Origin of the sequence: Ammoniphilus resinae, assembly GCF_017873965.1 — a bacterium.
GTDB classification, from domain to species: Bacteria; Bacillota; Bacilli; order Aneurinibacillales; family RAOX-1; genus Ammoniphilus_A; species Ammoniphilus_A resinae.
In genome coordinates this window covers 46,192-68,504 of sequence record NZ_JAGGKT010000019.1, presented here as the reverse complement: position 1 = coordinate 68,504, position 22,313 = coordinate 46,192, and the positions used below count along the sequence as shown (strand labels likewise).

General features: G+C 42.9%; 25 protein-coding genes and 1 riboswitch. Of the genes, 16 read left to right on the top strand and 9 right to left on the bottom strand.

The window, feature by feature from the left end; translation table 11 throughout:
• Window positions 1-230 precede the first annotated feature (230 nt).
• Window positions 231-1,076: a helix-turn-helix transcriptional regulator gene (locus J2Z37_RS21365; protein WP_209812350.1), complete on the bottom strand. Its 846-nt coding sequence runs from the start codon at window positions 1,074-1,076 to the stop codon at window positions 231-233.
• Window positions 1,077-1,204: 128 nt separating this feature from the next.
• On the opposite strand from J2Z37_RS21365, the gene fabF reads away from it, so the two are divergent.
• From fabF to J2Z37_RS21335, 6 genes are all read left to right on the top strand, one after another.
• Window positions 1,205-2,446, top strand: coding sequence for a beta-ketoacyl-ACP synthase II (gene fabF / locus J2Z37_RS21360; RefSeq protein ID WP_209812349.1), 1,242 nt, complete (start codon window positions 1,205-1,207; stop codon window positions 2,444-2,446).
• Between the two features lie 102 nt (window positions 2,447-2,548).
• Window positions 2,549-4,117, top strand: coding sequence for a rhodanese-like domain-containing protein (locus tag J2Z37_RS21355; protein WP_209812348.1), 1,569 nt, complete (start codon window positions 2,549-2,551; stop codon window positions 4,115-4,117).
• A gap of 146 nt (window positions 4,118-4,263) precedes the next feature.
• On the top strand, window positions 4,264-4,587 hold the full coding sequence (locus J2Z37_RS21350; RefSeq protein ID WP_209812347.1) for an ArsR/SmtB family transcription factor: 324 nt from the start codon (window positions 4,264-4,266) through the stop codon (window positions 4,585-4,587).
• Between the two features lie 14 nt (window positions 4,588-4,601).
• The gene (locus J2Z37_RS21345; RefSeq protein WP_209812354.1) at window positions 4,602-5,891 is read left to right on the top strand and encodes an arsenic transporter; all 1,290 of its coding nucleotides are present in this window, start codon (window positions 4,602-4,604) and stop codon (window positions 5,889-5,891) included.
• A 17-nt stretch (window positions 5,892-5,908) separates the two neighbouring features.
• A complete protein-coding gene (arsC, locus tag J2Z37_RS21340) occupies window positions 5,909-6,331 on the top strand; it encodes an arsenate reductase (thioredoxin) (protein ID WP_209812346.1) in 423 nt (140 codons plus the stop codon).
• 114 nt (window positions 6,332-6,445) lie between these two features.
• Window positions 6,446-7,120, top strand: coding sequence for an urease accessory protein UreH domain-containing protein (locus tag J2Z37_RS21335; RefSeq protein WP_209812345.1), 675 nt, complete (start codon window positions 6,446-6,448; stop codon window positions 7,118-7,120).
• Window positions 7,121-7,131: 11 nt separating this feature from the next.
• Here J2Z37_RS21335 and J2Z37_RS21330 read toward each other — a convergent pair whose 3' ends face one another.
• A complete protein-coding gene (locus J2Z37_RS21330) occupies window positions 7,132-7,353 on the bottom strand; it encodes a hypothetical protein (RefSeq protein ID WP_209812344.1) in 222 nt (73 codons plus the stop codon).
• Window positions 7,346-7,431, bottom strand: a riboswitch (cyclic di-GMP riboswitch). Its footprint overlaps the gene before it by 8 nt.
• 352 nt (window positions 7,432-7,783) lie before the next feature.
• Between J2Z37_RS21330 and mle the strand changes: the two genes are divergently transcribed.
• Together mle and J2Z37_RS21320 are read left to right on the top strand one after the other, a co-directional pair.
• A complete protein-coding gene (mle, locus tag J2Z37_RS21325; protein ID WP_209812343.1) occupies window positions 7,784-8,632 on the top strand; it encodes an alpha/beta fold macrolide esterase in 849 nt (282 codons plus the stop codon).
• A 308-nt stretch (window positions 8,633-8,940) separates the two neighbouring features.
• Window positions 8,941-9,978, top strand: a complete 1,038-nt coding sequence (locus tag J2Z37_RS21320) for a zinc-binding alcohol dehydrogenase family protein (protein WP_209812342.1) — start codon at window positions 8,941-8,943, stop codon at window positions 9,976-9,978.
• Window positions 9,979-10,071: 93 nt separating this feature from the next.
• Here the strand turns inward: J2Z37_RS21320 and proP are convergent, their stop codons facing one another.
• The 4 genes from proP to J2Z37_RS21300 form a co-directional block, all read right to left on the bottom strand.
• Entirely contained in the window at window positions 10,072-11,553 is a 1,482-nt protein-coding gene (proP, locus tag J2Z37_RS21315; RefSeq protein ID WP_209812341.1) for a glycine betaine/L-proline transporter ProP, read from the bottom strand.
• 108 nt (window positions 11,554-11,661) lie between these two features.
• Window positions 11,662-12,327 carry a bacillithiol biosynthesis deacetylase BshB2 gene (gene bshB2 / locus J2Z37_RS21310; RefSeq protein WP_209812340.1) on the bottom strand — a complete coding sequence of 222 codons (666 nt, stop codon included), beginning with the start codon at window positions 12,325-12,327 and terminating at the stop codon, window positions 11,662-11,664.
• Between the two features lie 24 nt (window positions 12,328-12,351).
• Complete coding sequence (locus J2Z37_RS21305; protein ID WP_209812339.1) at window positions 12,352-12,711, bottom strand: YojF family protein; 360 nt, start codon at window positions 12,709-12,711, stop codon at window positions 12,352-12,354.
• A gap of 109 nt (window positions 12,712-12,820) precedes the next feature.
• Window positions 12,821-13,246, bottom strand: a complete 426-nt coding sequence (locus J2Z37_RS21300) for an SRPBCC family protein (RefSeq protein ID WP_209812338.1) — start codon at window positions 13,244-13,246, stop codon at window positions 12,821-12,823.
• A 485-nt stretch (window positions 13,247-13,731) separates the two neighbouring features.
• Between J2Z37_RS21300 and tpx the strand changes: the two genes are divergently transcribed.
• The 5 genes from tpx (at window position 13,732) to J2Z37_RS21275 (ending at window position 19,359) form a co-directional block, all read left to right on the top strand.
• A complete protein-coding gene (gene tpx / locus J2Z37_RS21295; protein ID WP_209812337.1) occupies window positions 13,732-14,238 on the top strand; it encodes a thiol peroxidase in 507 nt (168 codons plus the stop codon).
• Window positions 14,239-14,360: 122 nt separating this feature from the next.
• Entirely contained in the window at window positions 14,361-14,924 is a 564-nt protein-coding gene (gene ahpC / locus J2Z37_RS21290) for an alkyl hydroperoxide reductase subunit C (protein ID WP_209812336.1), read from the top strand.
• Window positions 14,925-14,936: 12 nt separating this feature from the next.
• A complete protein-coding gene (ahpF, locus tag J2Z37_RS21285) occupies window positions 14,937-16,463 on the top strand; it encodes an alkyl hydroperoxide reductase subunit F (RefSeq protein ID WP_209812335.1) in 1,527 nt (508 codons plus the stop codon).
• 438 nt (window positions 16,464-16,901) lie between these two features.
• Window positions 16,902-18,371 carry an aldehyde dehydrogenase family protein gene (locus J2Z37_RS21280; protein ID WP_209812334.1) on the top strand — a complete coding sequence of 490 codons (1,470 nt, stop codon included), beginning with the start codon at window positions 16,902-16,904 and terminating at the stop codon, window positions 18,369-18,371.
• A gap of 133 nt (window positions 18,372-18,504) precedes the next feature.
• Window positions 18,505-19,359, top strand: a complete 855-nt coding sequence (locus J2Z37_RS21275) for a VOC family protein (RefSeq protein WP_209812333.1) — start codon at window positions 18,505-18,507, stop codon at window positions 19,357-19,359.
• Between the two features lie 41 nt (window positions 19,360-19,400).
• Here the strand turns inward: J2Z37_RS21275 and J2Z37_RS21270 are convergent, their stop codons facing one another.
• Complete coding sequence (locus J2Z37_RS21270) at window positions 19,401-19,496, bottom strand: YjcZ family sporulation protein (RefSeq protein ID WP_209812332.1); 96 nt, start codon at window positions 19,494-19,496, stop codon at window positions 19,401-19,403.
• A gap of 169 nt (window positions 19,497-19,665) precedes the next feature.
• Here J2Z37_RS21270 and J2Z37_RS21265 point away from each other — a divergent pair, with 169 nt between their 5' ends.
• The gene (locus tag J2Z37_RS21265) at window positions 19,666-20,592 is read left to right on the top strand and encodes a S66 peptidase family protein (RefSeq protein ID WP_209812331.1); all 927 of its coding nucleotides are present in this window, start codon (window positions 19,666-19,668) and stop codon (window positions 20,590-20,592) included.
• A 154-nt stretch (window positions 20,593-20,746) separates the two neighbouring features.
• On the opposite strand, the gene J2Z37_RS21260 is transcribed toward J2Z37_RS21265, so the two are convergent.
• Both J2Z37_RS21260 and J2Z37_RS21255 read right to left on the bottom strand, forming a co-directional pair.
• Complete coding sequence (locus J2Z37_RS21260) at window positions 20,747-20,998, bottom strand: hypothetical protein (protein ID WP_209812330.1); 252 nt, start codon at window positions 20,996-20,998, stop codon at window positions 20,747-20,749.
• Complete coding sequence (locus J2Z37_RS21255) at window positions 20,995-21,387, bottom strand: DUF1540 domain-containing protein (protein WP_245204064.1); 393 nt, start codon at window positions 21,385-21,387, stop codon at window positions 20,995-20,997. Before J2Z37_RS21255 ends, J2Z37_RS21260 begins: the two co-directional genes overlap by 4 nt.
• Window positions 21,388-21,572: 185 nt before the next feature.
• On the opposite strand from J2Z37_RS21255, the gene J2Z37_RS21250 reads away from it, so the two are divergent.
• Together J2Z37_RS21250 and J2Z37_RS21245 are read left to right on the top strand one after the other, a co-directional pair.
• A complete protein-coding gene (locus J2Z37_RS21250; protein ID WP_209812329.1) occupies window positions 21,573-21,848 on the top strand; it encodes a WGxxGxxG family protein in 276 nt (91 codons plus the stop codon).
• A 99-nt stretch (window positions 21,849-21,947) separates the two neighbouring features.
• Window positions 21,948-22,289, top strand: a complete 342-nt coding sequence (locus tag J2Z37_RS21245; protein ID WP_209812328.1) for a carboxymuconolactone decarboxylase family protein — start codon at window positions 21,948-21,950, stop codon at window positions 22,287-22,289.
• The last annotated feature ends 24 nt before the right edge of the window (window positions 22,290-22,313 follow it).

Sequence of the window (22,313 nt, the reverse complement as noted above, 5' to 3'; positions counted from 1 at the left end):
TCCAGTTTCTCCGTGTTGTATCTGCTTATTATACAAAAAAGTACCCCATAGGTAGACTTTTTTTAATGTGTCTACTCTATAGGGTACATTTTAAACGGGAGCCCACTCTTTTTATATGGGTGATGAAGAGCAAACGGACCTTATCATGACTTGTTCTATTTCCGAGAGGTGATGGGGCTTATGAAGGACAAAACCCGGCTGAAAAACGCTAGGAATGTCCTTCATCGACCCTAGTCGTCGGTCTTTTTCATCAGTCGCTTTAGCTTCATTTCAGTAGACGACTCCTCGACCGGAGTATACACACTGCAGCGTAGATCCATATTTCCCTGCACTTGCAAGGAAGTCAGATTATATAGCATTTTTCCTGCTTTCGCATGTCTAAATTCAATTTGCACTTCTGGTGCAATGTTGACTTGGCTTTCTTGCCACAGGGTTTGAAACTCCGGATGAAGAGTAGACATCTCCCCAAGAAATTGGTTATACCACGCATCTCCCACGTATTGACCATAATAGGAACGGAAAATTGCAAGAAACCCTTTGACAAAATGCTCCCAATTCACAGCTAATGACCTGAGCTCTTTCCTTATAAATACGAGGCGAATCAAGTTTCGCTGGTCCCAAGAGATCTGTTCAAAATCCAAAAAGACATGGGCTGCGGCACGATTCCAGCCTACAATTTGAAAATGCCTGTCTGTTATAAGGGTAGGGCAATATTTTAATTCAGTTAGTATTTTCTCAAGGGATGGGGAGATTTTTACCGGTTCGACTTCTTGCTGTGAAACAGTAGGGTGTACATCCAGGCTTAAGTCAAAGAGATACTTTCGTTCATCCTGATTTAACTGAAGGGCTGTTGCAATGGCTTCTAACACAGACGCAGATACTTTAATGTCGCGACCTTGCTCTAACCAAGTGTACCAGGTGGTGCTGACACCTGCGAGTTGGGCGACTTCTTCTCTTCTTAAACCGGGTGTTCTCCTTCGGGTTCCGCTGGGCAATCCGACCGATTGCGGGTTCATACTGGCCCGTTTTGCTTTTAAAAAAGCGGATAGTGCTTCATATCTGGTTTCCTTATTCATCTGCTAACTTAACCTCCAACCCTAGTACGAATCATCATAGTAGTTATTATACTAGGATAAACAACAACTTGTAATAGGATAATTGTCGTGTGAGAATAAATATAGCAGTATAAGAGGAGGTAGGGAAATTGGAAAGAGTCGTGATCACAGGTATGGGAGTGGTTTCACCGCTTGGAAATGATGTCGGTACCTTTTGGGATAATCTTGTTGCAGGGAGGTCTGGTATTTCTTCTATTGATACTATTCATGTAGAAAATCATAAAACCAAAATCGCCGGGATCGTGAAAGATTTTAATGCTGACGAGCTTTTGGGGCGTAAAGAAGCTAAGCGTTTGGATAAATTTTGTCAATTTGCCTTAGTCGCAGCAGAGCAAGCATGGGAAGATTCCAACTTAAATCTGGAGGATATCGATAAGGAACGTCTTGGGGTCTATGTGGGCTCGGGAATCGGTGGAATCGAAACGCTTATTCAAAACGTTGATATTCTTCGCGAGAGAGGACCGGGCAGAGTCAGTCCGACACTTGTACCCGCCATGATTTCAAACGCTGCTGCGGCACAAATTAGTATCAAATGGGGTGCAATGGGGCCAACGCTGTCACCAGTGTCCGCCTGCGCCATCGGAAATACAGCGATTGGCGAAGCGTTAAGAGCGATTCGCTATGGAGAGGCTGATGTCATTTTTGCCGGTGGAGCAGAGGCCGCCATTACCGATCTCTCTTTAGCCAGTTTTGGGAATGCTACGGCTTTATCTACTCGAAACGATGACCCAGCAAAGGCGAGTCGTCCATTCGACTCTCATCGTGATGGATTCGTCATGTCAGAAGGATCAGGAATTTTAATTTTAGAATCCTTGACACACGCTAAACGAAGAAATGCACAGATTTATGCAGAGGTAATCGGATATGGGGCAAGTTCAGACGCACACCACATGGTTGCCCCACATCCAGAAGGATTGGGAGCCTATTACGCGATGCGAAAAGCAGTAAAGGATGCTAGCATTTCTGCTGAACAAATCGATGTGATTAGTGCACATGCTACGAGTACGGTCGTGGGGGATAGATCGGAAACATCGGCGATTAAAAAATTGTTTGGAGATGGAGCGTATCAAATTCCCGTCACTGCGAATAAGTCGATGACAGGTCATATGTTAGGGGCATCGGGAGGCGTGGAGGCTATTGCGTTAGCGAAAATGCTGCAAGAAGGGATCATCCCTCCCACCATCAATCTTGAAGATCGGGATCATTTATGTGATTTAGATTATGTGCCAAACATTGTACGTAAAGCAAATCTTACCATGGGACTATCCAACTCGTTTGGATTCGGTGGTCACAATGCAGTCATTGTACTAAAAAAGTATGACAGGGGATAAACCCTGTTTTTCTTTTTTCAACCTTTTAAATGACCCGTATTAAACTTATAATGAAGGAGATGAATATTGAATTTTTTGAATAAAGGATAAAGGGGCCTAACCATGATCATAAGAGAAATCTTACCGGATGAACTAGAAGCGCTGTTATTAAGCAATGAGCCATACGCACTCCTTGATATTCGCGAAAGACCGGCATATAACCGAGGGCAAATCCTTGGTTCAACGAATGTCCCTCGCTATGAACTAGAATTTCGTATTCCACAATTAGTTCCGATTCAGTCCACTGAAATCATTTTATACGATGATGAAGGAGAACGGGCCCCATTAGCAGCAAAGTCCCTAGAAGAAAATGGCTACTCCCACACAAAGGTTTTAAAAGGAGGATTAAATGCTTGGGAAAAAGCAGGGAAACCATTGGTGAAAGGCGTGAACGTCCCAAGTAAAACCTTTGGTGAAGTTGTTGCTTCCCAGCACTCCATCAACCAGATTGCCCCTGCGGAACTGCATGATCAATTGAAAAGGGGCGAAGCTTTCATCGGCATAGAAGTCCGCCCTCCGGAAGAAGTGGGTCATTCAGGCAGTATTCCTGGTTTCATCAATATTCAGGGGGTGGAACTTCCTTTAGTTGCCAATGATTTGGCCAAGCAAGGCAAAAAGATCGTCGTCACTTGTGCCGGAAGAACGCGTGGGATCATCGCGGCAACGACTTTGAAAATGATGGGGATCGATGTTCTTGATTTACATAACGGGACGATGGGCTGGGTTTTATCTGGTTTTGAATTGGAAAGTATGATTCCTGCTGGACCAAAACCTTCTGTAGAAAGCAAAGAGTCTGCCCACAACTTCGCAGCCCAACTAGTGAAAGACCATGGGATTCGTCACTTGTCAGTTGAAAGGTTAAGAGAAATGCAGCAGGAAGAATCCTATCTTTATGTATTTGATGTCCGGACGAAAGAGGAATATGAATCAGGTCATATTCCAGGAACCGTCTCACTTCCGGGTGGGCAGGCGATCCAGTGTGCAGATGACTTTATAGCTGTAAGGAATAGCACGATCGTTTTTGTCTGTGAGGATCAGGTTCGTTCGACGCTCACAGCCTATTGGTATCTCAAAATGGGCTTCAAAAATGTCTATGTTCTGGAAAGCGGAATGGGACCTTGGCAGGAATCGGATTTGGAAAAAGGAGTTCCTACTGTTGTGCCAATCGGTTTGCAAAAAGCCGCGGGAAAAATCATAAAAGTCGATGCAGCAACTTTGAGGAATGAAAGATCCAATAGGAAGATCATTTACGTTGGGAATAGCCGTGATTTTAAAAATGGTCATATTCCGGGCTCGGTCTGGCTGTTGCGAAGCCTTTTAGAAGAAAAAATAGGAGAGATTGCCATTACAGAAGATCCCATCGTCTTGACCTGCAAGGATGGGAATCAGGCAATTTTTGCCGCGGCCACCCTGATGGAATTAGGATATAAGCGTGTGCAAGCCCTTGAAGGGGGGACGGATGCTTGGAGGTCAGCAGGATTTGCACTTGAAAAGGGATCATCCGGAATCATAGGTGAGGCCGATGATATTTTACCACGATCCCATGAGCGATCCAGGCAGCAAATGATAGATTACCTGAATTGGGAAGAAAAATTGCATGATGATCCGTTGTATACGAAAATCTTGGATTAAACTTTTCGTCGAATAGGATGTCAAAAAAGTCAGTGATCGCTGACGTTCTTGACATCCTATTTTTTTCTCATCCCTACGAATTTATATATTGATATAACGATATGGTTATATTATGATGGTAGGTAATAGGAAGGAGGGAACAGATCGTGGAAATTGAAAAGATCGCCGATGCTTTAAAAGCTCTCGGAGACCCCACTCGTCTTCAAATCGTTGCCTTACTAAATAGCCGGGATTGTTGTGTTTGTGAGTTGGTTCCTGTTTTTGGGATCTCCCAACCTGCGATATCAAAACATCTTTTCCGTCTAAAGACAGCAGGGCTGGTAAAGGAAACGCGAAGAGGGCAATGGGTGTTTTACTCCCTGATTCGAGAACAACTAGAAACCATTGGATTCTCTTTAACACATCTTCCTGATCTTTCTTACAAATTGAAAGAATTGGAGCAACAGGGACTCCTTGTACAATGTAATTAAAAGGAGAGAAACACATCGTGTTAGCAGTAATCATCTTTGTTATTACCTTAATTTTTGTCATCTGGCAACCTAGAGGTCTGTCCATCGGATGGTCTGCCTCAGGGGGGGCATTACTCGCTCTTGCCTTTGGCGTGGTAACCCTCCAAGACGTTTGGACGGTTACAGGGATTGTATGGAACGCGACGCTAGCATTCGTTGCCATTATCCTTATTTCTTTGATTTTAGATGAAATTGGTTTCTTTGAATGGGCTGCGTTGCATATGGCTCGCCTGGCTAAAGGAAATGGAAAATTAATGTTTGTGTACGTGATTTTTCTTGGGGCTGCGGTAGCTGCGTTTTTTGCCAATGATGGGGCTGCCCTGATCTTAACCCCAATCGTTCTGGCCATGGTTCGTGCATTAAAGTTTGATGAGAAAATGATTATTGCCTATGTCATTGCCAGTGGATTTATTGCCGATACGACTTCTTTGCCACTCATTGTCAGTAACTTGGTAAATATCGTATCCGCTGACTTTTTCGGAATCGGTTTTGTGGAATACGCGAGTCGCATGATCGTTCCTAACTTCTTTTCCTTATTTGCAAGTTTAGGTCTGCTTTACATTTATTTCCGCAAGAGCATTCCTGATTCCTACGATGTAACTCAACTTAAAAATCCGAAGGAAGCTATCAGGGACTTGAAATTGTTCCGATTATCCTGGGTGATTTTAGTCGTCCTTTTGTTCGGCTATCTTGTAAGTGAAACGTTTGCCATCCCCGTATCGTTTATTGTAGGTATTGCAGCTATTTTCTTTATCCTTGTTGCCAAGGGAAGTGAGCAGGTGAATTCCTGGAAGCTGGTGAAAGAAGCACCTTGGGCTGTGGTGGTTTTCTCGATCGGCATGTATGTTGTGGTCTACGGACTTCGTAATGCAGGTTTGACAGAAATGTTAGGACGAGCTATTCAATGGACAGCTGAATACGGAGTTTTCTCCGCCACCATGGGAATGGGCTTTATGGCGGCAATCCTTTCCTCGATTATGAACAACATGCCTACGGTGATGATTGATGCACTCGCGATCCAGGGCACAGCGACAGAAGGGATGATCCGTGAAGCGCTGATTTATGCCAATGTCATTGGTTCTGACTTAGGACCGAAAATTACACCCATTGGTTCCTTAGCGACTCTCCTTTGGCTCCATGTGCTATCTCGAAAAGATATAACCATCACATGGGGGCAATATTTCCGAACAGGAATTGTACTTACGATTCCCACTTTATTTATTACCCTATTGGGTCTCTATTTATGGCTTCATCTCATCCATTAAAAATTTGGGAGGAAAAAATGAAAAAACCACTGGTTTACTTTCTTTGTACAGGGAACTCTTGCCGCAGCCAAATGGCACATGGTTGGTTACATGCGATAGCGGGTGATAAGTACGAAGTTCAAAGTGCAGGTCTCGAAGCACATGGATTAAATCCACGTGCCGTAGCAGTCATGAAAGAAGCTGGAGTCGATATTAGTCATCACACTTCAGATGTGATTGACCCTGAAATCTTAGAACGGGCAGACTACATCATCACCCTATGTGGACATGCAAACGATCATTGCCCCGTGGTACGCAATGAAAAAGCGGAGAGATGGCACTGGGGATTCGATGATCCAGCAAAAGCGACCGGATCAGAAGAAGAAATCATGACACAATTCCGTATAGTACGTGATGCGATTCAAGCCCGTATGGAACATTTCGCGAAAGAAGAGAAGTAAGAGATCTTTTTATTTCGTCAAGCACAGAACTTTTACTATGTACAGACATGCCTATTGTGTTACAATTAATTGGAAATATAACACGATAGTAGGATGGAAATAGGGGGTGTGCTGATGGAAATAAGTTTTCTATCGATTCTAGCTTTCGGACTGGTGCTTGGGTTTAAACATGCCATTGAGCCAGATCATATCATTGCTGTATCTACCATTGCCAGTCGAAGTAAAAAGTTATCTCGTTCTTCACTAGCAGGAGTATTCTGGGGAATTGGCCATACTGCTACATTATTTATCGTTTGTATTCTTTTGATTCTTATGAAGGGGGAAATACCAGAAAAATGGGCGATGTCCCTAGAATTCCTAGTAGGAATTATGCTTGTCTATCTTGGTATTACTAGTATCCTTTCTTTCAGAAATCATCGGCTCCATCAACATGACCATGGTGATGGAGAACACAAGCACCAACATCAGGATATCTCTTATCTAAAATCCATGATTATTGGGTTGGTGCATGGTCTCGCTGGTAGTGCAGCTATGGTTCTATTAACGATGAGCACAGTAAAAAACATTTGGGAAGGTGCCTTTTATATTCTTATATTTGGTATAGGAACGGTAATAGGTATGCTTTCTTTTACTACAATCATCGGGATTCCCTTTGTGCTTAGCGCGAAAAAGATAAATATACATAAAATGCTATCCCAAGTTACGGGCTTCATTAGTACTGCTTTTGGAGTTTATTATATGTACAATTTGGGAGTTACCGAAGGCCTGTTTAAACTTTGGATCCAGTAAAAAGACATTTTTTACTCCGATGGAGTAATCTGATAAATTTCAAAAAGACTTACATTAAACACATTTTTATGATCCACGTCATAGACGAGGATCATTTTTTCATTTTCATGGTAAGTTAACATCCGGCCATAAATAGTAATTTCGTCCTTTGTAACAATTTTAAGCAGTAGTTTAGTTTGAATCCACTGATTGAACTTTTCCCGGTATATAATACCATTCTCCTCCTTTGGCACCTGGCTGGCATGTTGTAAAACAACGAAGCCCCTATAGTTTTGCGTCACCATTTTTCAATGGTTTTGCCTTTTACTTAGGATCTATATGGATGATCGGTGTATGTTCCATTTTATCTAAATTTGAAAATGAATTTATGATTACATCGGACTAAATTGTGGTTTTGTGGGTGGGTAAAAAAGCCTATTTTTTAAAAAAGGTAGCGGCTATCAAACTGACGCCATAGTGAAAAGCGTGCTATAATAAAGGGGGGGCAGAAAGCCCGTAATTCCTTGATAGGAGAGATCATGATGATTATTCAATTCATTCGTTTGCGCTAATTTGAGGTAATAGATCATTTAGGCTCATCCATTTTTTGTTTTTGAAAAGTGTGTGGGTTTATTTGGGTGTGCCTTTTTTAATGGAGTATTCAAATGAAAAGAGGAGATCATCATGAATGAAAAGGTATATAAAATAAACGGTGTTGATATATGTACAGAAAGTTTTGGGGATCCCACCCATCCCGCGGTGTTGCTGATTATGGGTGCGATGTGCTCGATGGTTTATTGGGATGAGGAATTCTGCCAACGATTAGCAGACACGGGGCGATTTGTGATTCGCTTTGATAACCGGGATGTGGGGCGTTCTGTGACCTATCCACCGGGAAGTTCAAATTATACGGTGCAAGACATGGCCAATGATGCGGTGGGTGTGCTTGATGCATACGGAATTGAGCGGGCACACATTACTGGCATGTCCCTTGGCGGGATGATCGCGCAAATAATCGCCATCAGGCATCCGCAAAGAGTTTTGACTTTAACGTTGATCGCCACCAGTCTTTTTGGAGGGGATGATAACAATCGAGATTTGCCTCCGATGGATGAGAAAATTCCAGCCTATCATACGAAAGGAGCTACAATGGATTGGTCAGATGAAGCCGTTGTTGTTCCATATCTGGTCGACGGATCCGGCCTGCTTTCAGGTTCAAAGCGTGTATTTGATGAAAAGCGAGTTCATAAGCATGTGACTACAGAAGTGAAACGTGCCAATAACCTCCTCAGCATGTTCAATCATGCCTTTCTTAAAGGGGATGATTGGTATGAAGGAAAGATGAAGGGGATTCGAGTTCCAACACTTGTTATCCATGGAACGGAAGATCCTATGCTTCCCTATGAGCATGCTTTAGCTTTAGTTGAAGAAATTCCAAATGCCACTTTGTTGACACTGGAAGGGGCCGGACACGAAATACACTTCAATGATTGGGATACGATGATTCAGGCCATTTCCATTCATACTTCATAGTTTTCAATAAGGGGAGATTCTCCCCTTATTTTTAAAAAAGCAGATAAATGAGGCCATATAAGCGGAAAAATTCCGCTTAATTTGTAAATGTTAGCGTTTTCATGCTCCTGTTTTAGAAAATAGACGGAATTTCACCGCTTATTTTGTTCTACTTATAATTTTTTTAAAAAATAAGCGGAAATCCTCCGCTTATTTTTGAGCGCCCCTTTCCTGGAAGGATAGGATCGAAGAATGGGAGGATATTCCAAAAAGGGTTCGAATACTATCTATAGGATAAACTATTTTATGAAAGAGAGGGAATTAAGCTAATGTCCGAAACCAAAATGATGAAAGCAGTAGGATTCTATCAACCAAAATCCAAAACAAAACCTGCACCTATCGTTGATATCGAAATCGAAATCCCGAAACCGCAGGGCAAGGATCTGCTGGTGGAGGTCCGGGCGGTATCGGTGAATCCAACGGACTGGAAATCGTATCTCGGCAAGAATGCCAACGATTCATCGCTCACGTTGGTGGGACGGGATGTCGCTGGGGTGGTGGCCGAAGTCGGGGAGGAGTGTACGTTATTTAAGCCAGGCGATGAAGTTTTCTATGCAGGAACAAATATCCGACCAGGCGGTCACAGTGAATTTCACTTGGTGGACGAGCGGATCGTCGGAAAAAAACCGAAGAGCATCGATTTTGCCCAGGCAGCCGCGCTGCCGTTGACGACGATTACGGCGTGGGAAGCGCTTTTCGATCGGATGGGGATCTCCAAGAATCCAGCAGACAACGAGGGGAAAAGCATTCTCATTATTGGAGCAGCAGGGGGCGTAGGCTCTGTTGCTACACAAATCGCCAAGCTGGCCGGTCTGACGGTGATTGGAACCGCATCGCGCGGGGAAACGATCCAATGGACAAAAGATCATGGATCAGAGTACACAATCGACCATCACAAACCGTTTGGACCCCAGTTAAAAGAGCTTGGCTTGGAGAGTGTGCCGTATATCTTTGTTTTGACGAATCCAGATGATCATATGGATCAAATCGCGGATATGATTGCGCCACAGGGGAAAATTGGAACCATCCTTCCTTTTGAGAGGCCGTTCGATCGCAGGATTTTTGCCAAAAGCATCACGATTGGCTATGAATTAATGTACACACGCTTTGTGTATCAAACCGAGGATATGATCGAGCAGCACAGAATTCTCAATCAAGCAGCGGATTGGGTCGATGAGGGGAAATTGAGCCCCACGTTAACAGAGTGTATCAAACCGATCAATGCGGCTAACGTCCAAAAGGCTTTTGAAAAAAGCATGACGGGGAGCATGATCGGAAAGATTGTATTAGAGGGATTTGAAAAGTAATAGGGATCTCTAATGGCGAAGTAGCTTCGTGCAGGGGATAGCAGTGGGATCAACAAAGCCGGTCTGAGACCGGCTTTGTTCTTACCTAGGTGATTATTCCTGTTTGTCTTCGTCTACCCTTTCATCTAGCTTTGCTTTTTCTTCTTTCCACCACAGGGCTTCCTTAGGTTCATCGAGAATGTCCGCTATTTCATGTTTTTCCTCTACTGCCGGCGCGGACCCTCGCAACGCTCTACCCGAGGTTTCCTTGACAAAAGACATGGCTACAACCCCGATCAGACAAGTAGCCATTAAATAATAAGCAGGCACCATGCGGTTTTCTGTCACTTTTATCATCCAAGCCATGATCAATGGGGTTGTTCCGCCAAATAATGAAGCAGATATATTATAGGTGATAGCCAGTGCCCCATACCTGACCTCCGTAAAGAATAAGGAAGGCAAAAGAGACGGCATCGTTCCTAAAAAGGCCGCTAACAACACGGATAAGATCATCAGCCCAAAGAAGACCTGAAGATTGGATCCACTTCCAATCAGCTTAAACGATGGGATGGATAGGAGGATTAATCCAACCAAACCACCTATAATCAGTGGTTTTTTACCAATTCGATCACTGAAATAACCGATGGTTAAAACAATGGGGATCATGATCAACATAACAATTAAGATCAATAACAGTCCTTTTGTTTCTCCATATCCCAATACCGCATTTAAATGGGAGGGCATATACGATAACACCATGTAGTCCACTACATTATAGAAGAAAACAATAATTAACCCTTTGAGGATTTGCGGCCAATGGTAAAACAGGATGGTTTTGATCGTTCTTTGTTGACTTTTATTCTTTTTCTCCTGCTCTTCCATTGCTTTAAAAGCTGGGGTTTCCTCCAAATGGTTGCGCAAGTACAGACCAATCAGACCAATCGGGGCAGCGATGAAAAAGGGGATTCTCCACCCCCATGCGAGCATTTTTTCCGGCCCAAGCATAAAAGTAAGCAACGTGACGAGTCCAGACCCGGCAATAAACCCTACTAGCGTCCCGACTTCCAACCCGCTTGACATAAATCCACGCTTTTTATCCGGTGTTGATTCCGCGATGAACGTCATTGCTCCAGAGTATTCCCCACCCGTGGAAAAACCTTGAACCATCCGCGCAACGAGCAATAAAATAGGAGCCGTTATACCAATGGAAGCATAACTAGGAATTAAGCCAATGCTTAGGGTAGAGAGAGCCATGATGACCAACGTAATCGACAGTATCTTTTTTCGCCCTAGACGATCACCTAGCATGCCAAAAAACAAACCACCCAGAGGGCGGACTAGAAAAGCCACGGAAAAAGTGGCAAACGTATAAACTAATTGAGTAGGACCACTCAAAGCAGGAAAAAAAACCATCCCAATGGTCACGGCCAAATAGGAGTAGATCCCAAAATCAAACCATTCCATGGCATTTCCAAGGGCAGTAGCGATAACTGCTTTTCTCGCAACATTTGTGTCCACAATGGTAATATCGTCTTTATGTAATTGAGTTTCCGATTTATTTCTATTGCCGAAGCGCTTTTTGATTTTTTCAGCCAATCATCGTTCCCCTCCTTGTATTGATCTCCTTGCCAATGAATGCTTTATTAATTTTTAACAGGGGTTCCTTTTTTATACTGTAAAAGAAAAATAAGAGGCTATCGAAGATTACTCGATAGCCTCTTTATAGATCCAAAAATGTTCAAAACGGAACCAGTTCATCGACTCGGTGTCTTGTTTGCTAAGTCTTTCCCCCAGTCCATTTTTCGTTCCGATCACTTGTGTGCGATGTGCTTTCAAAGCTTCAATTTTTTGCTCCAGAACCTCACTCACGTCCCAAGTGATGTCCGGCTTTCCTAGTACTTGTTCTGCATTTTTGACAAGAGCTCTGCAATAGACAGGCGGGCGCCCTTCTACCGGGATTTTCTGAACGGCCCGAACCACTATTTCTCCACAGGTATTATGGTCAGGATGTACACTGTATCCTGGATAGAAGGTGATAATCAACGATGGGTTGATTTCTTGTATGATGGCCAGCAGCCGGTCAGCAAGCGCATCCAGGTCTTCAAATTCCAAGGTTTTGTCCCGCAGCCCCAACAGGCGAAGATCATCAATGCCAATCTGGCGACATGCCTCCATTAACTCCTGTTGGCGGACCTGCGGCAGGGTTTCCCGATTTGCGTAAGCGGGGACCCCCATATTTCTTCCCATTTCGCCCAATGTGGCACATACATAGGTGACTGGAGTTCCTTGTTGCGACCACTGAATCGCCGACCCGGAAGCGAAGACTTCGTCATCCGGGTGTGGAAATACAAGAAGTACATGTTTTTCCATAGGTAACCATCCTTTCAGTGTAAGTTATAAAGGCTGTTGGCTTAAATCCAAGGCGACTGCCAACCGTCCCTCGAGATCATACCCGACGAAGAGTATCCTTCCTTGGTCATCTTGTTCCCAATCCGTGAGACCTTCCGCGTACACCCACCCGAATTCCATTTTTAGACCAATCCGAAAAGGGCCATCACCCGTGATTTTTCCATGTGAATACCGAATACCTGCGTTGCGGATGAATACACCCGTATGGTGAAAGGGGCCTTTGTTTGCCGAAGGATAAGCACCTTGGGTATATGCTCCTTGATTGGACTCCAGATGCACATAGACTTGCTGATTGCTAAGGCGATCCAATGCCTGCTGAACGTCTTCTTTACGAATAGACTGCACGTCGATTCTCCTTTTTTTGTCATTATTATAACCTAAATGAGTGGAAAGAGGGGATTTTATAACAACGCAAAGAAGGAGCAGTTTTTTTCTGCCCCTTTTTCATATCATTTTAGAGAGTTTCAACATATTTTTTAAAATTGTCTAGAATCGCCTGCCAGCCTGCTTTTTGCATCTCAATGGAATGTGTGGTTTCTGCCTCAAACGCTTCAATAACTTTCGTTCCATTTTCTTGATTCATAAACGTGATCGTCACTTTTCGTCCATCATCCATCCTATAGGAAAGCAATTCGTGGATGAGAACTTCATCATAAACCCCACCAAAATCAAATCCAAAACTTCCATCCTTTGCTTCCATTCTAGTAACAAAACTTCCGCCAACTTTTAAATCATTCTCGGCATGTGGGGCATGCCAGTCATCAGAAGCAAATGTCCATTTCGTAATATGCTGTGGTTCTGTCCAACATGCCCAGACTTTTTCAACGGGTGCTTGAATCGTGGTTTCTACAGTGATCGTTACTTTATCTTCTGTTTCCATATGAATATCAGCCTCACTTTATAAATTTTTGAATTGTTTAAATTATAACATTAAATGAATAGGTATTGTAGTTATTGATTGGGGAGAAGAGTATCTGCATTGAGGAGAGACAGATATTGGGAATGAGCCTGATAAATTCCGTTTAGGATATGTTAGGATTTTTTTGAACGGTCTTCCCAAATCTTTATGTCTTTGTCCAGAAACCGTTTAACTAGTCTAGACCGCGATTTACATTTGCAGCAAATTAAATCAGTGATCTCCACCCATCCATAATCATCCCAATCGGAGCGAGGATCGTCTCTCTCAACGTTCTGGGATTGCCTGCAAGTATAGCAATAAACCTTTTCCATCCCACACCTCCTACGCCATATACTATTCACCATTATTACTGTAATAACTTTTTATAATTATATTGATAAGTTTTTATTATAATGTAATAATATGGGTGAATGTGATGTTAAATGATTATCTGAGGAGGATTCTCAATGGCAAAGGTTACTTTTAAAGGAAATTCGATTACGCTTTTAGGAAATGAAGTGAAAGTGGGGGATAAAGCCCCTAATTTTACGGTTTTAGCAAATGATTTATCCCCAGTTACGCTTGAAGATTCTAAAGGAACAGTTCGTGTTATTAGTGTTGTCCCATCTCTAGATACCGGAGTGTGCGACCAGCAAACCCGCAGATTTAATGAAGAAGCGGCAAACCTGGAAGGCGTAACGATTCTAACTGTAAGTGTGGATCTGCCTTTTGCGCAAAAACGTTGGTGTGGGGCTGCTGGAATTGAAAGGGTTCAAACCTTATCCGATCATCGTGAGCTTTCGTTCGGAGAAGCTTATGGGGTAGCGATTAAGGAACTTCGTTTATTAACGCGTGCCGTCTTTGTTGTCGATAAGAATGATCAAGTGACATATGTTGAATATGTACCGGAAGCAACCAATCATCCAAACTATGAAGCGGCGATCGATGCGGCTAAAAGTGCTCTAGTAGGATAAGGGTTCTCTATTAGTTTGACAAAATATTGATTACTAAGTGATAATTATAATTAAGTTGTAATAATTATATATAAGGTATTGATAGCTATAAGTTATTTTAATCATGAAGGAGGAAGTGGAATATGTCTCTTATTGGAACTGAAGTAAAACCGTTTAAAGCACAAGCTTATCGTAATGGAGAATTTGTTCAAGTTACGGAAGCTGATTTGAAAGGAAAGTGGAGTGTTGTTTGCTTTTATCCAGCAGACTTTACTTTCGTATGTCCAACCGAGCTTGAGGATTTGCAAAACAATTACGAGACCCTGAAGGGACTTGGCGTTGAAGTGTATTCTGTTTCAACAGATACCCATTTCACCCATAAGGCGTGGCATGATAGTTCCGAAACCATTGGCAAAATTACTTATACGATGATTGGGGATCCTTCCCATACCATTTCCCGTAACTTTGATGTGCTGATTGAAGAAGATGGTGTGGCGGATCGTGGTACGTTTATCATTGATCCAGATGGTGTCATTCAGGCGCTTGAAATTAATGCGGGTGGCATTGGCCGCGATGCAAGTATCCTTGTGAACAAGATCAAGGCAGCCCAATATGTTCGTAACAATCCAGGTGAGGTTTGCCCGGCTAAATGGCAGGAAGGTTCTGCAACGCTTAAGCCAAGCATTGATCTTGTAGGAAAGATTTAAGGAGCACGATCGATGCTAGATGCAGAGATTAAGTCACAATTAAACCAATACCTTGCGCTGATGGAAGGCGATGTGGTGCTCAAAGTCAGTGCCGGTTCAGATGATCTATCGAAAGAGATGCTGGATCTATTGGATGAAGTATCCAGTATGTCACCCAAAATAACCCTAGAGAAAACAAGCTTGTCTAGAACGCCGAGCTTTAGTGTGAATCGTCTAGGCGAAGAGACGGGCGTGATTTTTGCTGGGATTCCAATGGGGCATGAATTCAGTTCGTTCATTTTGGCATTGCTGCAGGTGAGTGGTAGAGCACCTAAGGTCGATCAAAAGGTGATCGACCAAATTAAAAGCATCAACGGCGACTACCATTTTGAATCTTACATTAGTTTGAGCTGCCACAACTGTCCCGAAGTCGTGCAGTCACTGAACTTGTTGAGCATCCTGAATCCTGGTATTACACATACCATGATTGACGGGGCGGTGTACAAAGAAGAGGCAGAAAGTAAAAACGTGCAGGCCGTTCCTTCCGTTTTCCTAAATGGCGAATTCTTTTCCGGTGGCCGGATGACCATCGAAGAAATACTGGCTAAATTGGGGCAAGCTCCGGATGCCTCAGAACTGGCTAACAAGGATCCGTACGATGTGCTTGTCGTAGGGGGCGGTCCAGCCGGTGCGAGTGCAGCCATCTATGCCGCTCGCAAAGGCATTCGTACAGGAATCGTGGCAGAGCGTTTTGGCGGGCAGGTTTTGGATACCTTGGGTATTGAGAACTTTATCAGTGTAAAACATACCGAGGGCCCTAAGCTTGTAGCGAGTCTTGAAGAACACGTAAAAGAGTACGGCATTGACGTCATGAAGTTACAACGTGCCAAGCGTTTGGAAAAGAAGGATTACATTGAGCTTGAACTGGAAAGCGGTGCAGTTCTTAAGACCAAGGCTGTTATTCTCTCAACAGGTGCGCGTTGGCGCAACGTAGGCGTGCCTGGTGAGGAAGAATTCAAAAACAAAGGGGTTGCCTACTGTCCACATTGTGATGGTCCTTTGTTCATTGGAAAAGACGTCGCTGTGATTGGCGGCGGAAATTCGGGGATTGAGGCAGCGATCGATCTGGCGGGCATTGTAAAACATGTCACCGTTCTTGAATTTATGCCGGAGCTTAAAGCCGATGCCGTATTGCAAAAGCGTCTCTACAGTCTGCCAAATGTTACTGTACTCAAGAACGTTCAAACCAAAGAAATCACGGGTACCGACAGAGTGAACGGAATTACCTATGTTGACCGTGATACAGAAGAAGAAAAGCATATTGAACTACAGGGAGTATTTGTACAGATCGGTCTTGTCCCAAATACCGATTGGTTAGGCGACACGATTGAGCGTACCCGCATTGGGGAGATTGTGGTCGATAGCAAAGGTGCGACCAATATCCCTGGCGTGTTTGCTGCAGGTGATTGTACAAATAGTCCATACAAGCAGATCATTATCTCCATGGGATCGGGTGCGACTGCCGCATTAGGTGCATTCGATTATCTTATTCGAAACTAGTTTTTATATGAAGTCGCTTCGCTATCGTTTTGATAGTCAAGCGGCTTTTTTGTATTGTGAAAAACCAAAAGCGCAGGAACGATGTCATCCATCATCGCTCCTGCGCCTGGGTATTACCGTAGATTAAGTATATATTATCATAATAACATTTTATTATCAATAGTATAATAAAAACTTATAAATAAATTAGACCATGAGGGAGAACTGCAGCCACTACCACTTTGACGCATATATTCTAAAAACGACGCATAACTCTGTGTCCGTCTGACCCTATATGTGGACCGTCGTTCCGGTGCTGTGAACCTAATCTTCCCGAATGAATAGAAATCCACAATAAATAAAAGGGAAAATTCTTATTATTCGAGAATAAACTAGAATAGTAGTTTTAATAATTCCAGCAGCATCTCTGCTAAAAAATGATAATAGGGAGCGTGTAAAATGGGCACAAAGCGTGAACTGATGTTGATTAATGGGGAATGGACTGCAAGTGTGAACCATGAGTTTATTCCAGTTGAAAACCCTGCAAAAATAGGATCCGTTATTGCTGAGGTGCCTAGGGCGTCCGCGGAGGATGTGGATCTAGCCGTGAGGGCTGCAGCTAGGGCGTTCAAAAATTGGAGATTTGTGCCCGCGCGGGATCGGGGAAAGCTGCTGACGAAGATTGCAGACTTGATAGATGAGAGATCGGAAGAGATTGCGCGCATCATTTCTATGGAAACAGGCAACGCGATTCGGACGCAGGCAAGGCCTGAAGTGAAAAATGCGGCTGATTTGTTTCGTTACTTTGGAGGTGTAGCAGGGGAAATAAAAGGGGGAACGCTGCCAGTAGATAACAAGCTGTTTGCTTATACCCAACGCGAACCACTGGGTGTGGTCGGAGGGATCATTCCTTGGAATGCGCCCGTGCTCCTTGCGTGTGCAAAAATTGCTCCAGCGTTAGCCGCCGGGAACACGCTGGTGTTAAAAGCAGCAGAAGATGCCCCTTTGGCTGTGCTGAAAATTACCGAGATTTGCTCTGCGTTTTTCCCAGCTGGGGTTTTGAATGTCCTTACTGGACTTGGAGAAGAATGTGGCGCCCCATTAGCCGAACATCCATTGGTAAGAAAACTGACATTTACTGGCTCCACAGAAGTAGGAAAACGGATTATGCATGCCGGAGCAGATCGAATTGTTCCTGTTTCACTTGAATTGGGAGGAAAAAGCCCACAGATTGTATATCCCGATGCAGATAATGATAAAGTTGCGGACGGTGTCATTTCGGCGATGCGTTTTACGAGGCAGGGTCAGTCCTGTTCCGCAGGTTCCCGCCTTTATGTACATACTTCCATACTCGATTCCTTCCTGGAACGGATTTCGAACAAGCTAAGCCAGCTAAAAGTTGGGGATCCGCTTGAAGAGGATACAGACATGGGAGCCATTATTAATAAAAAACAATTCAACAAAGTGTGTTCGTTTATTGAACAGGGGTTGAAAAATAACAATATTCGCCTTGTATTAGGAGGACTTCCACCGAAAGAAGGCCCACTTGCTCAAGGGTACCATCTTGAACCTACGATATTCATCGCTAATGGTGACGATGACAAGCTTGCAGGTAAACTTGCAGAAGCGGAAATCTTTGGACCGGTTTTAGTAGTCGTTCCTTGGGAGGATGAAGAAAAGCTCATTGAAATGGTCAATGACAGCCATTACGGTTTAGCTGGGTTCATCTGGACGCAAGATATTAGTCGAGGTTTGAAAGCTGCCAACTTGATGGAATCCGGGTGGATTCAGGTCAACCGAGGGGGCGGCCAGCTTACAGGGCATTCCTATGGCGGGTACAAACAAAGTGGCATTGGACGCGAACTATCCCTTGAAGGGATGTTAGATAGCTTCACACAAGTGAAAAGTGTGCTGGTGAATTTGGAGTAGAGGCGACAAAAAGTTTGGGTATAGCCCCAAACTTTTTTGTTTACAGCTGAGTTTCTTGACAAACCTTCCTTCATTCGTAATCATTAACAAAGTTTATTGAAATCATAATAGAAATAACTTTGGGAGGGCTATTATGGGATTTCATACCAAACCAGCCACATTTGTTGGCCATGTAAAAATCAAAGTAGAAAAATTAGAACGTTCTTTAAAATTTTATCAAGAAATTCTTGGTTTCGGAGTTTTAGAGCAAACAACAACAACAGCGATGCTTACAACAGATGGGAAAACAAGTTTTTTATCGCTTGAACAACCTGAGAATGTCATACCGAAACAGGGAAGAACAACAGGTCTATTTCACTTTGCCATCCTGCTACCAAAAAGGTCAGATTTAGCTAATATTGTTATCCATTTTAGGGAAAATGGAATTCGATTAATGGCAGCAGAAGATCATCAAGTAAGTGAGGCACTCTATTTAAACGACCCGGAGGGAAACGGGATTGAAATTTATGTAGACCGTGATCCTTCCAGTTGGATTTGGAAAGATACTGAAGTGGATATGACAACGATCCCTTTGAATATGAGGAATCTCTTATCTAGTTTGGTTCCTGGTGAGTCCTGGAAGGGAATGCCAGAAGGGGCAGTAATGGGTCATATTCATTTACACGTGACCGAATTAGTTCAAACGGAAGAGTTTTATGGCAAAGGACTTGGGTTTGATGTGGTAAATCGTTATAAAGAGGAGGCGCTATTCCTTTCCACTGAGAAATACCATCATCATGTGGCTGTGAATATATGGAATGGTATAGGGGCTCCAACACCTCCAGAAAATAGTGTGGGTCTAGAATCCTTTACACTCATTTTACCGAATGAAGAAGCTCGTCTACAAGTCGTAACGAATCTTAAACAGATAGGTGCCTTTGTAAAGGAAGAAAACAATCTTTTTGTTACGCATGATCCGTCGGGAAATCGAATCAAATTAGCAATATAAAAGGGCACCGATAAAAGTGCCCTTTTTCAAATCAATCCAAATTAATTATCACCGGCACCAACGATCACTAACAGAATGAAAAGTACCAAGATAATCAAAAACATATCATCATTGAACAATCCAGCAAAGCTACTCATAAAGTTATCCACTCCTCTTCACGTTGTTTAGCTTACATCCTTAGCTTATGTGAGTGGGGGTTTTTTGTTTGGACGAATAACCCATATGAATTTAAAATAGGCAAATCACCAGATAACACCATATGATGGATAAGAAGTAGGTAATTTAACCATGAAGGGGGGATGATCGATGGCAATTATAAAACCACCCATGCTTCAGAGGGGCGATACGGTTGGGATTGTTACCTTGGGCAGTCCACTGGACGCAGCTATCATAGATTCCCGTGCAACAACTTTAAGGAATATGGGGTTTAACGTGGTATTTGGTCAATATGTATATTCACGAAGCGGCATTGTTGCAGCGTCTGCCAGACAAAGGGCTGAGGACCTCATGATGATGTTTGAAAACCAACAGGTGAAAATGATTTTGCCTTCAAGAGGCGGAACTGGGGTCATAGATATACTCCCTTATCTAGATTCCGGGGTCATTAGACGAAATCCTAAGATCGTAACGGGTTACAGTGACGTGACTATTTTATTAAATGCAATCAATCAGTTTACGGGAGTAGAGACTTTTCATGGTTTTTTACTTATCGACTTTAAACCGGAAACACCTGCCTATAACTATAATGAATTTTTCACAGCCACTTCCAGTTTAACAGCTCCAAGAGTAATCAATAATCCTCCAGGAATCCCTTTAATGAGTTTGGTAAGCGGAAATGTAACCGGTCAACTTGTAGGCGGAAATTTGACATCCATTGTAGGGGCTTTAGGGACTCCCTATGAAATAGATACACGCGGCAAAATCTTTCTGCTAGAAGATGTTCATGCACCAACGAATACGGTATACCGTTATTTAAAACAACTCATGTTGGCAGGCAAGTTTCGAGATTGTATCGGGATTATTATGGGGCAATGCACAGATTGTCCAGTATCCTACAATACTTCCTATAATGATCTGATAAACAGTTTACTCGTGCCACTAGGAAAACCGCTTATGACCAATCTTGCAACAGCCCATGATTACTACAAAATTACGCTGCCTATTGGAGCTGATGTAAATCTTAATACAATGAATAATACACTAACTGTTCTAAGACCTTCTGTTGTTTCCTAAGGCTAGCTGTTTTTTATAAAGGATAGTCATTTGCCAGGGGTTCAAACTACGGAAAAAATCATATATTACATCATCACCAGATGCTCCAGGTGCCTATATTCATTTTCCTCCTCTGTGAAGGAGCGGTAGTATATATACCGCTCTTTTTAAACGTCTACTCATTCACTTTCATTGTGGGATAGGTGTCTTGTTCCACTTCGATCGTATTATCAACGGAATGGCACCATTGGAGAAAGTCTTTGCCGTTTACTGTCTCTTTTCCTTCATCAGTATGTGAGGTGGAAAAAGCCTTTTCAGATATCAATCGTTGAATGGTTTCTTGTCCGAGACCAGTTAAGCCAGATAAGACATCAAGTGGATAGTTCGTGGCTTGATCGACTTCAGTATATTTTATTTTATACTTCATTCCGACCCCCTCCTTTCGAACGTAATGCAGTTTGTATCCTGGCATTCATTGAAGGGAGCAGAGCCATTGACTTCAATCGCTTCGGCTACACATATCGCACCTTCACCCCAATATTTACAGGAAGAAACGGTACAAGCAACAGTAGGGGTTACTTCATAATCAGGGTTTAGAAGACCAATGAGAGCCCCGGTCCAATTGACATTATCAGCTGAACCGAGATAACTGTTTAGATTTCGGGCATGTGTATAGGTCTTGCACATCGTTTGATCGACTATTTCAGACATTTTGGTTTCTGCTTCGTGCATAATATCAATATTTCCAGCACCACACCGGTTATCTAGCAGATAATGCGTACAGGTATCGACAACACATTTTACATAAGGGCGCAACTCGATCCTACCTTTCCATGTTGTTTTGTTTTAATGTACCCCAATTTTTATAAGACCAATGAATTCCCTTTATTTTTTTAATTAAGGACTCTCATCTAATTCGGTCCGAGAGGAACGCGAATATATTTTTTTGTTTGGGGAAATATAAAAGTGCTTACAATTTACATAAAAGGAGTTAAACAACAATGAAAAAATTTTCTGCTGTTGGTTTATTAGCTCTCTCCATTATCCTTCTTTCCGGAAATCCAGTAAGTGCAAATCAATACGGTAACAATGGTATGGATGGAGTGAATACGAATAACTACAACAACCAAGGAACCTATAACAACAACAATTACAGAGCCCGTACGACCGCTGTCGACAATGATATGGATTGGGGCTGGTTAGGGCTTTTAGGTTTAGTGGGTCTTGCTGGTTTACGTGGTCGAAATCGTGATCCTGAACCAGATCGTATGAGATAAGGAAAGCTTATTTTTGTTACCATGATTGATCGTCTAATAACGGCTGCTATGGCAGCTGTTTTTTCGTTACGGTCTGTAAGTTTAAAGGAGGAATCATGAATGGAATACAATATTGAAGATGACTATAAATTAGGCATACAATATCTTCAGAAAAATATACCAGATGTTGTGGATGCTTATCATGAATTAACAGGTCTATGTTTTGAAGAGGGGCAAATAAGCAAGAAGCATAAAGAGTTAATGGCACTAGGAATTAGTTTAAGTCATCGGGATGAAAATTGTGTGCGTTATCATGTGACGGAGGCGCTGCACAAAGGAGCGAGTGAACAGGAAATATGGGAAACGGTCAATGTTGCGATTGCGATGAGCGGGGGAATGATTGTTTCTCAAAGCGCTCACTGGGTCAAGGATACGATAAATGGGCATCAAGTGAAACAGTGACCGCTTTGATAAAAAAGATAAAAG

Coding starts and splice junctions, on each gene's coding strand:
- tpx (WP_209812337.1), top strand. CDS start 13,732: ATGGCAAAGGTTACTTTTAAAGGAAATTCGATTACGCTTTTAGGAAAT.
- J2Z37_RS21260 (WP_209812330.1), bottom strand. CDS start 20,998: ATGAAGTATAAAATAAAATATACTGAAGTCGATCAAGCCACGAACTAT.
- mle (WP_209812343.1), top strand. CDS start 7,784: ATGAATGAAAAGGTATATAAAATAAACGGTGTTGATATATGTACAGAA.
- J2Z37_RS21300 (WP_209812338.1), bottom strand. CDS start 13,246: ATGGAAACAGAAGATAAAGTAACGATCACTGTAGAAACCACGATTCAA.
- arsC (WP_209812346.1), top strand. CDS start 5,909: ATGAAAAAACCACTGGTTTACTTTCTTTGTACAGGGAACTCTTGCCGC.
- J2Z37_RS21250 (WP_209812329.1), top strand. CDS start 21,573: ATGAAAAAATTTTCTGCTGTTGGTTTATTAGCTCTCTCCATTATCCTT.
- J2Z37_RS21320 (WP_209812342.1), top strand. CDS start 8,941: ATGTCCGAAACCAAAATGATGAAAGCAGTAGGATTCTATCAACCAAAA.
- ahpC (WP_209812336.1), top strand. CDS start 14,361: ATGTCTCTTATTGGAACTGAAGTAAAACCGTTTAAAGCACAAGCTTAT.
- J2Z37_RS21270 (WP_209812332.1), bottom strand. CDS start 19,496: ATGAGTAGCTTTGCTGGATTGTTCAATGATGATATGTTTTTGATTATC.
- ahpF (WP_209812335.1), top strand. CDS start 14,937: ATGCTAGATGCAGAGATTAAGTCACAATTAAACCAATACCTTGCGCTG.
- J2Z37_RS21265 (WP_209812331.1), top strand. CDS start 19,666: ATGGCAATTATAAAACCACCCATGCTTCAGAGGGGCGATACGGTTGGG.
- J2Z37_RS21275 (WP_209812333.1), top strand. CDS start 18,505: ATGGGATTTCATACCAAACCAGCCACATTTGTTGGCCATGTAAAAATC.
- J2Z37_RS21245 (WP_209812328.1), top strand. CDS start 21,948: ATGGAATACAATATTGAAGATGACTATAAATTAGGCATACAATATCTT.
- J2Z37_RS21335 (WP_209812345.1), top strand. CDS start 6,446: ATGGAAATAAGTTTTCTATCGATTCTAGCTTTCGGACTGGTGCTTGGG.
- J2Z37_RS21365 (WP_209812350.1), bottom strand. CDS start 1,076: ATGAATAAGGAAACCAGATATGAAGCACTATCCGCTTTTTTAAAAGCA.
- J2Z37_RS21355 (WP_209812348.1), top strand. CDS start 2,549: ATGATCATAAGAGAAATCTTACCGGATGAACTAGAAGCGCTGTTATTA.
- J2Z37_RS21280 (WP_209812334.1), top strand. CDS start 16,902: ATGGGCACAAAGCGTGAACTGATGTTGATTAATGGGGAATGGACTGCA.
- bshB2 (WP_209812340.1), bottom strand. CDS start 12,327: ATGGAAAAACATGTACTTCTTGTATTTCCACACCCGGATGACGAAGTC.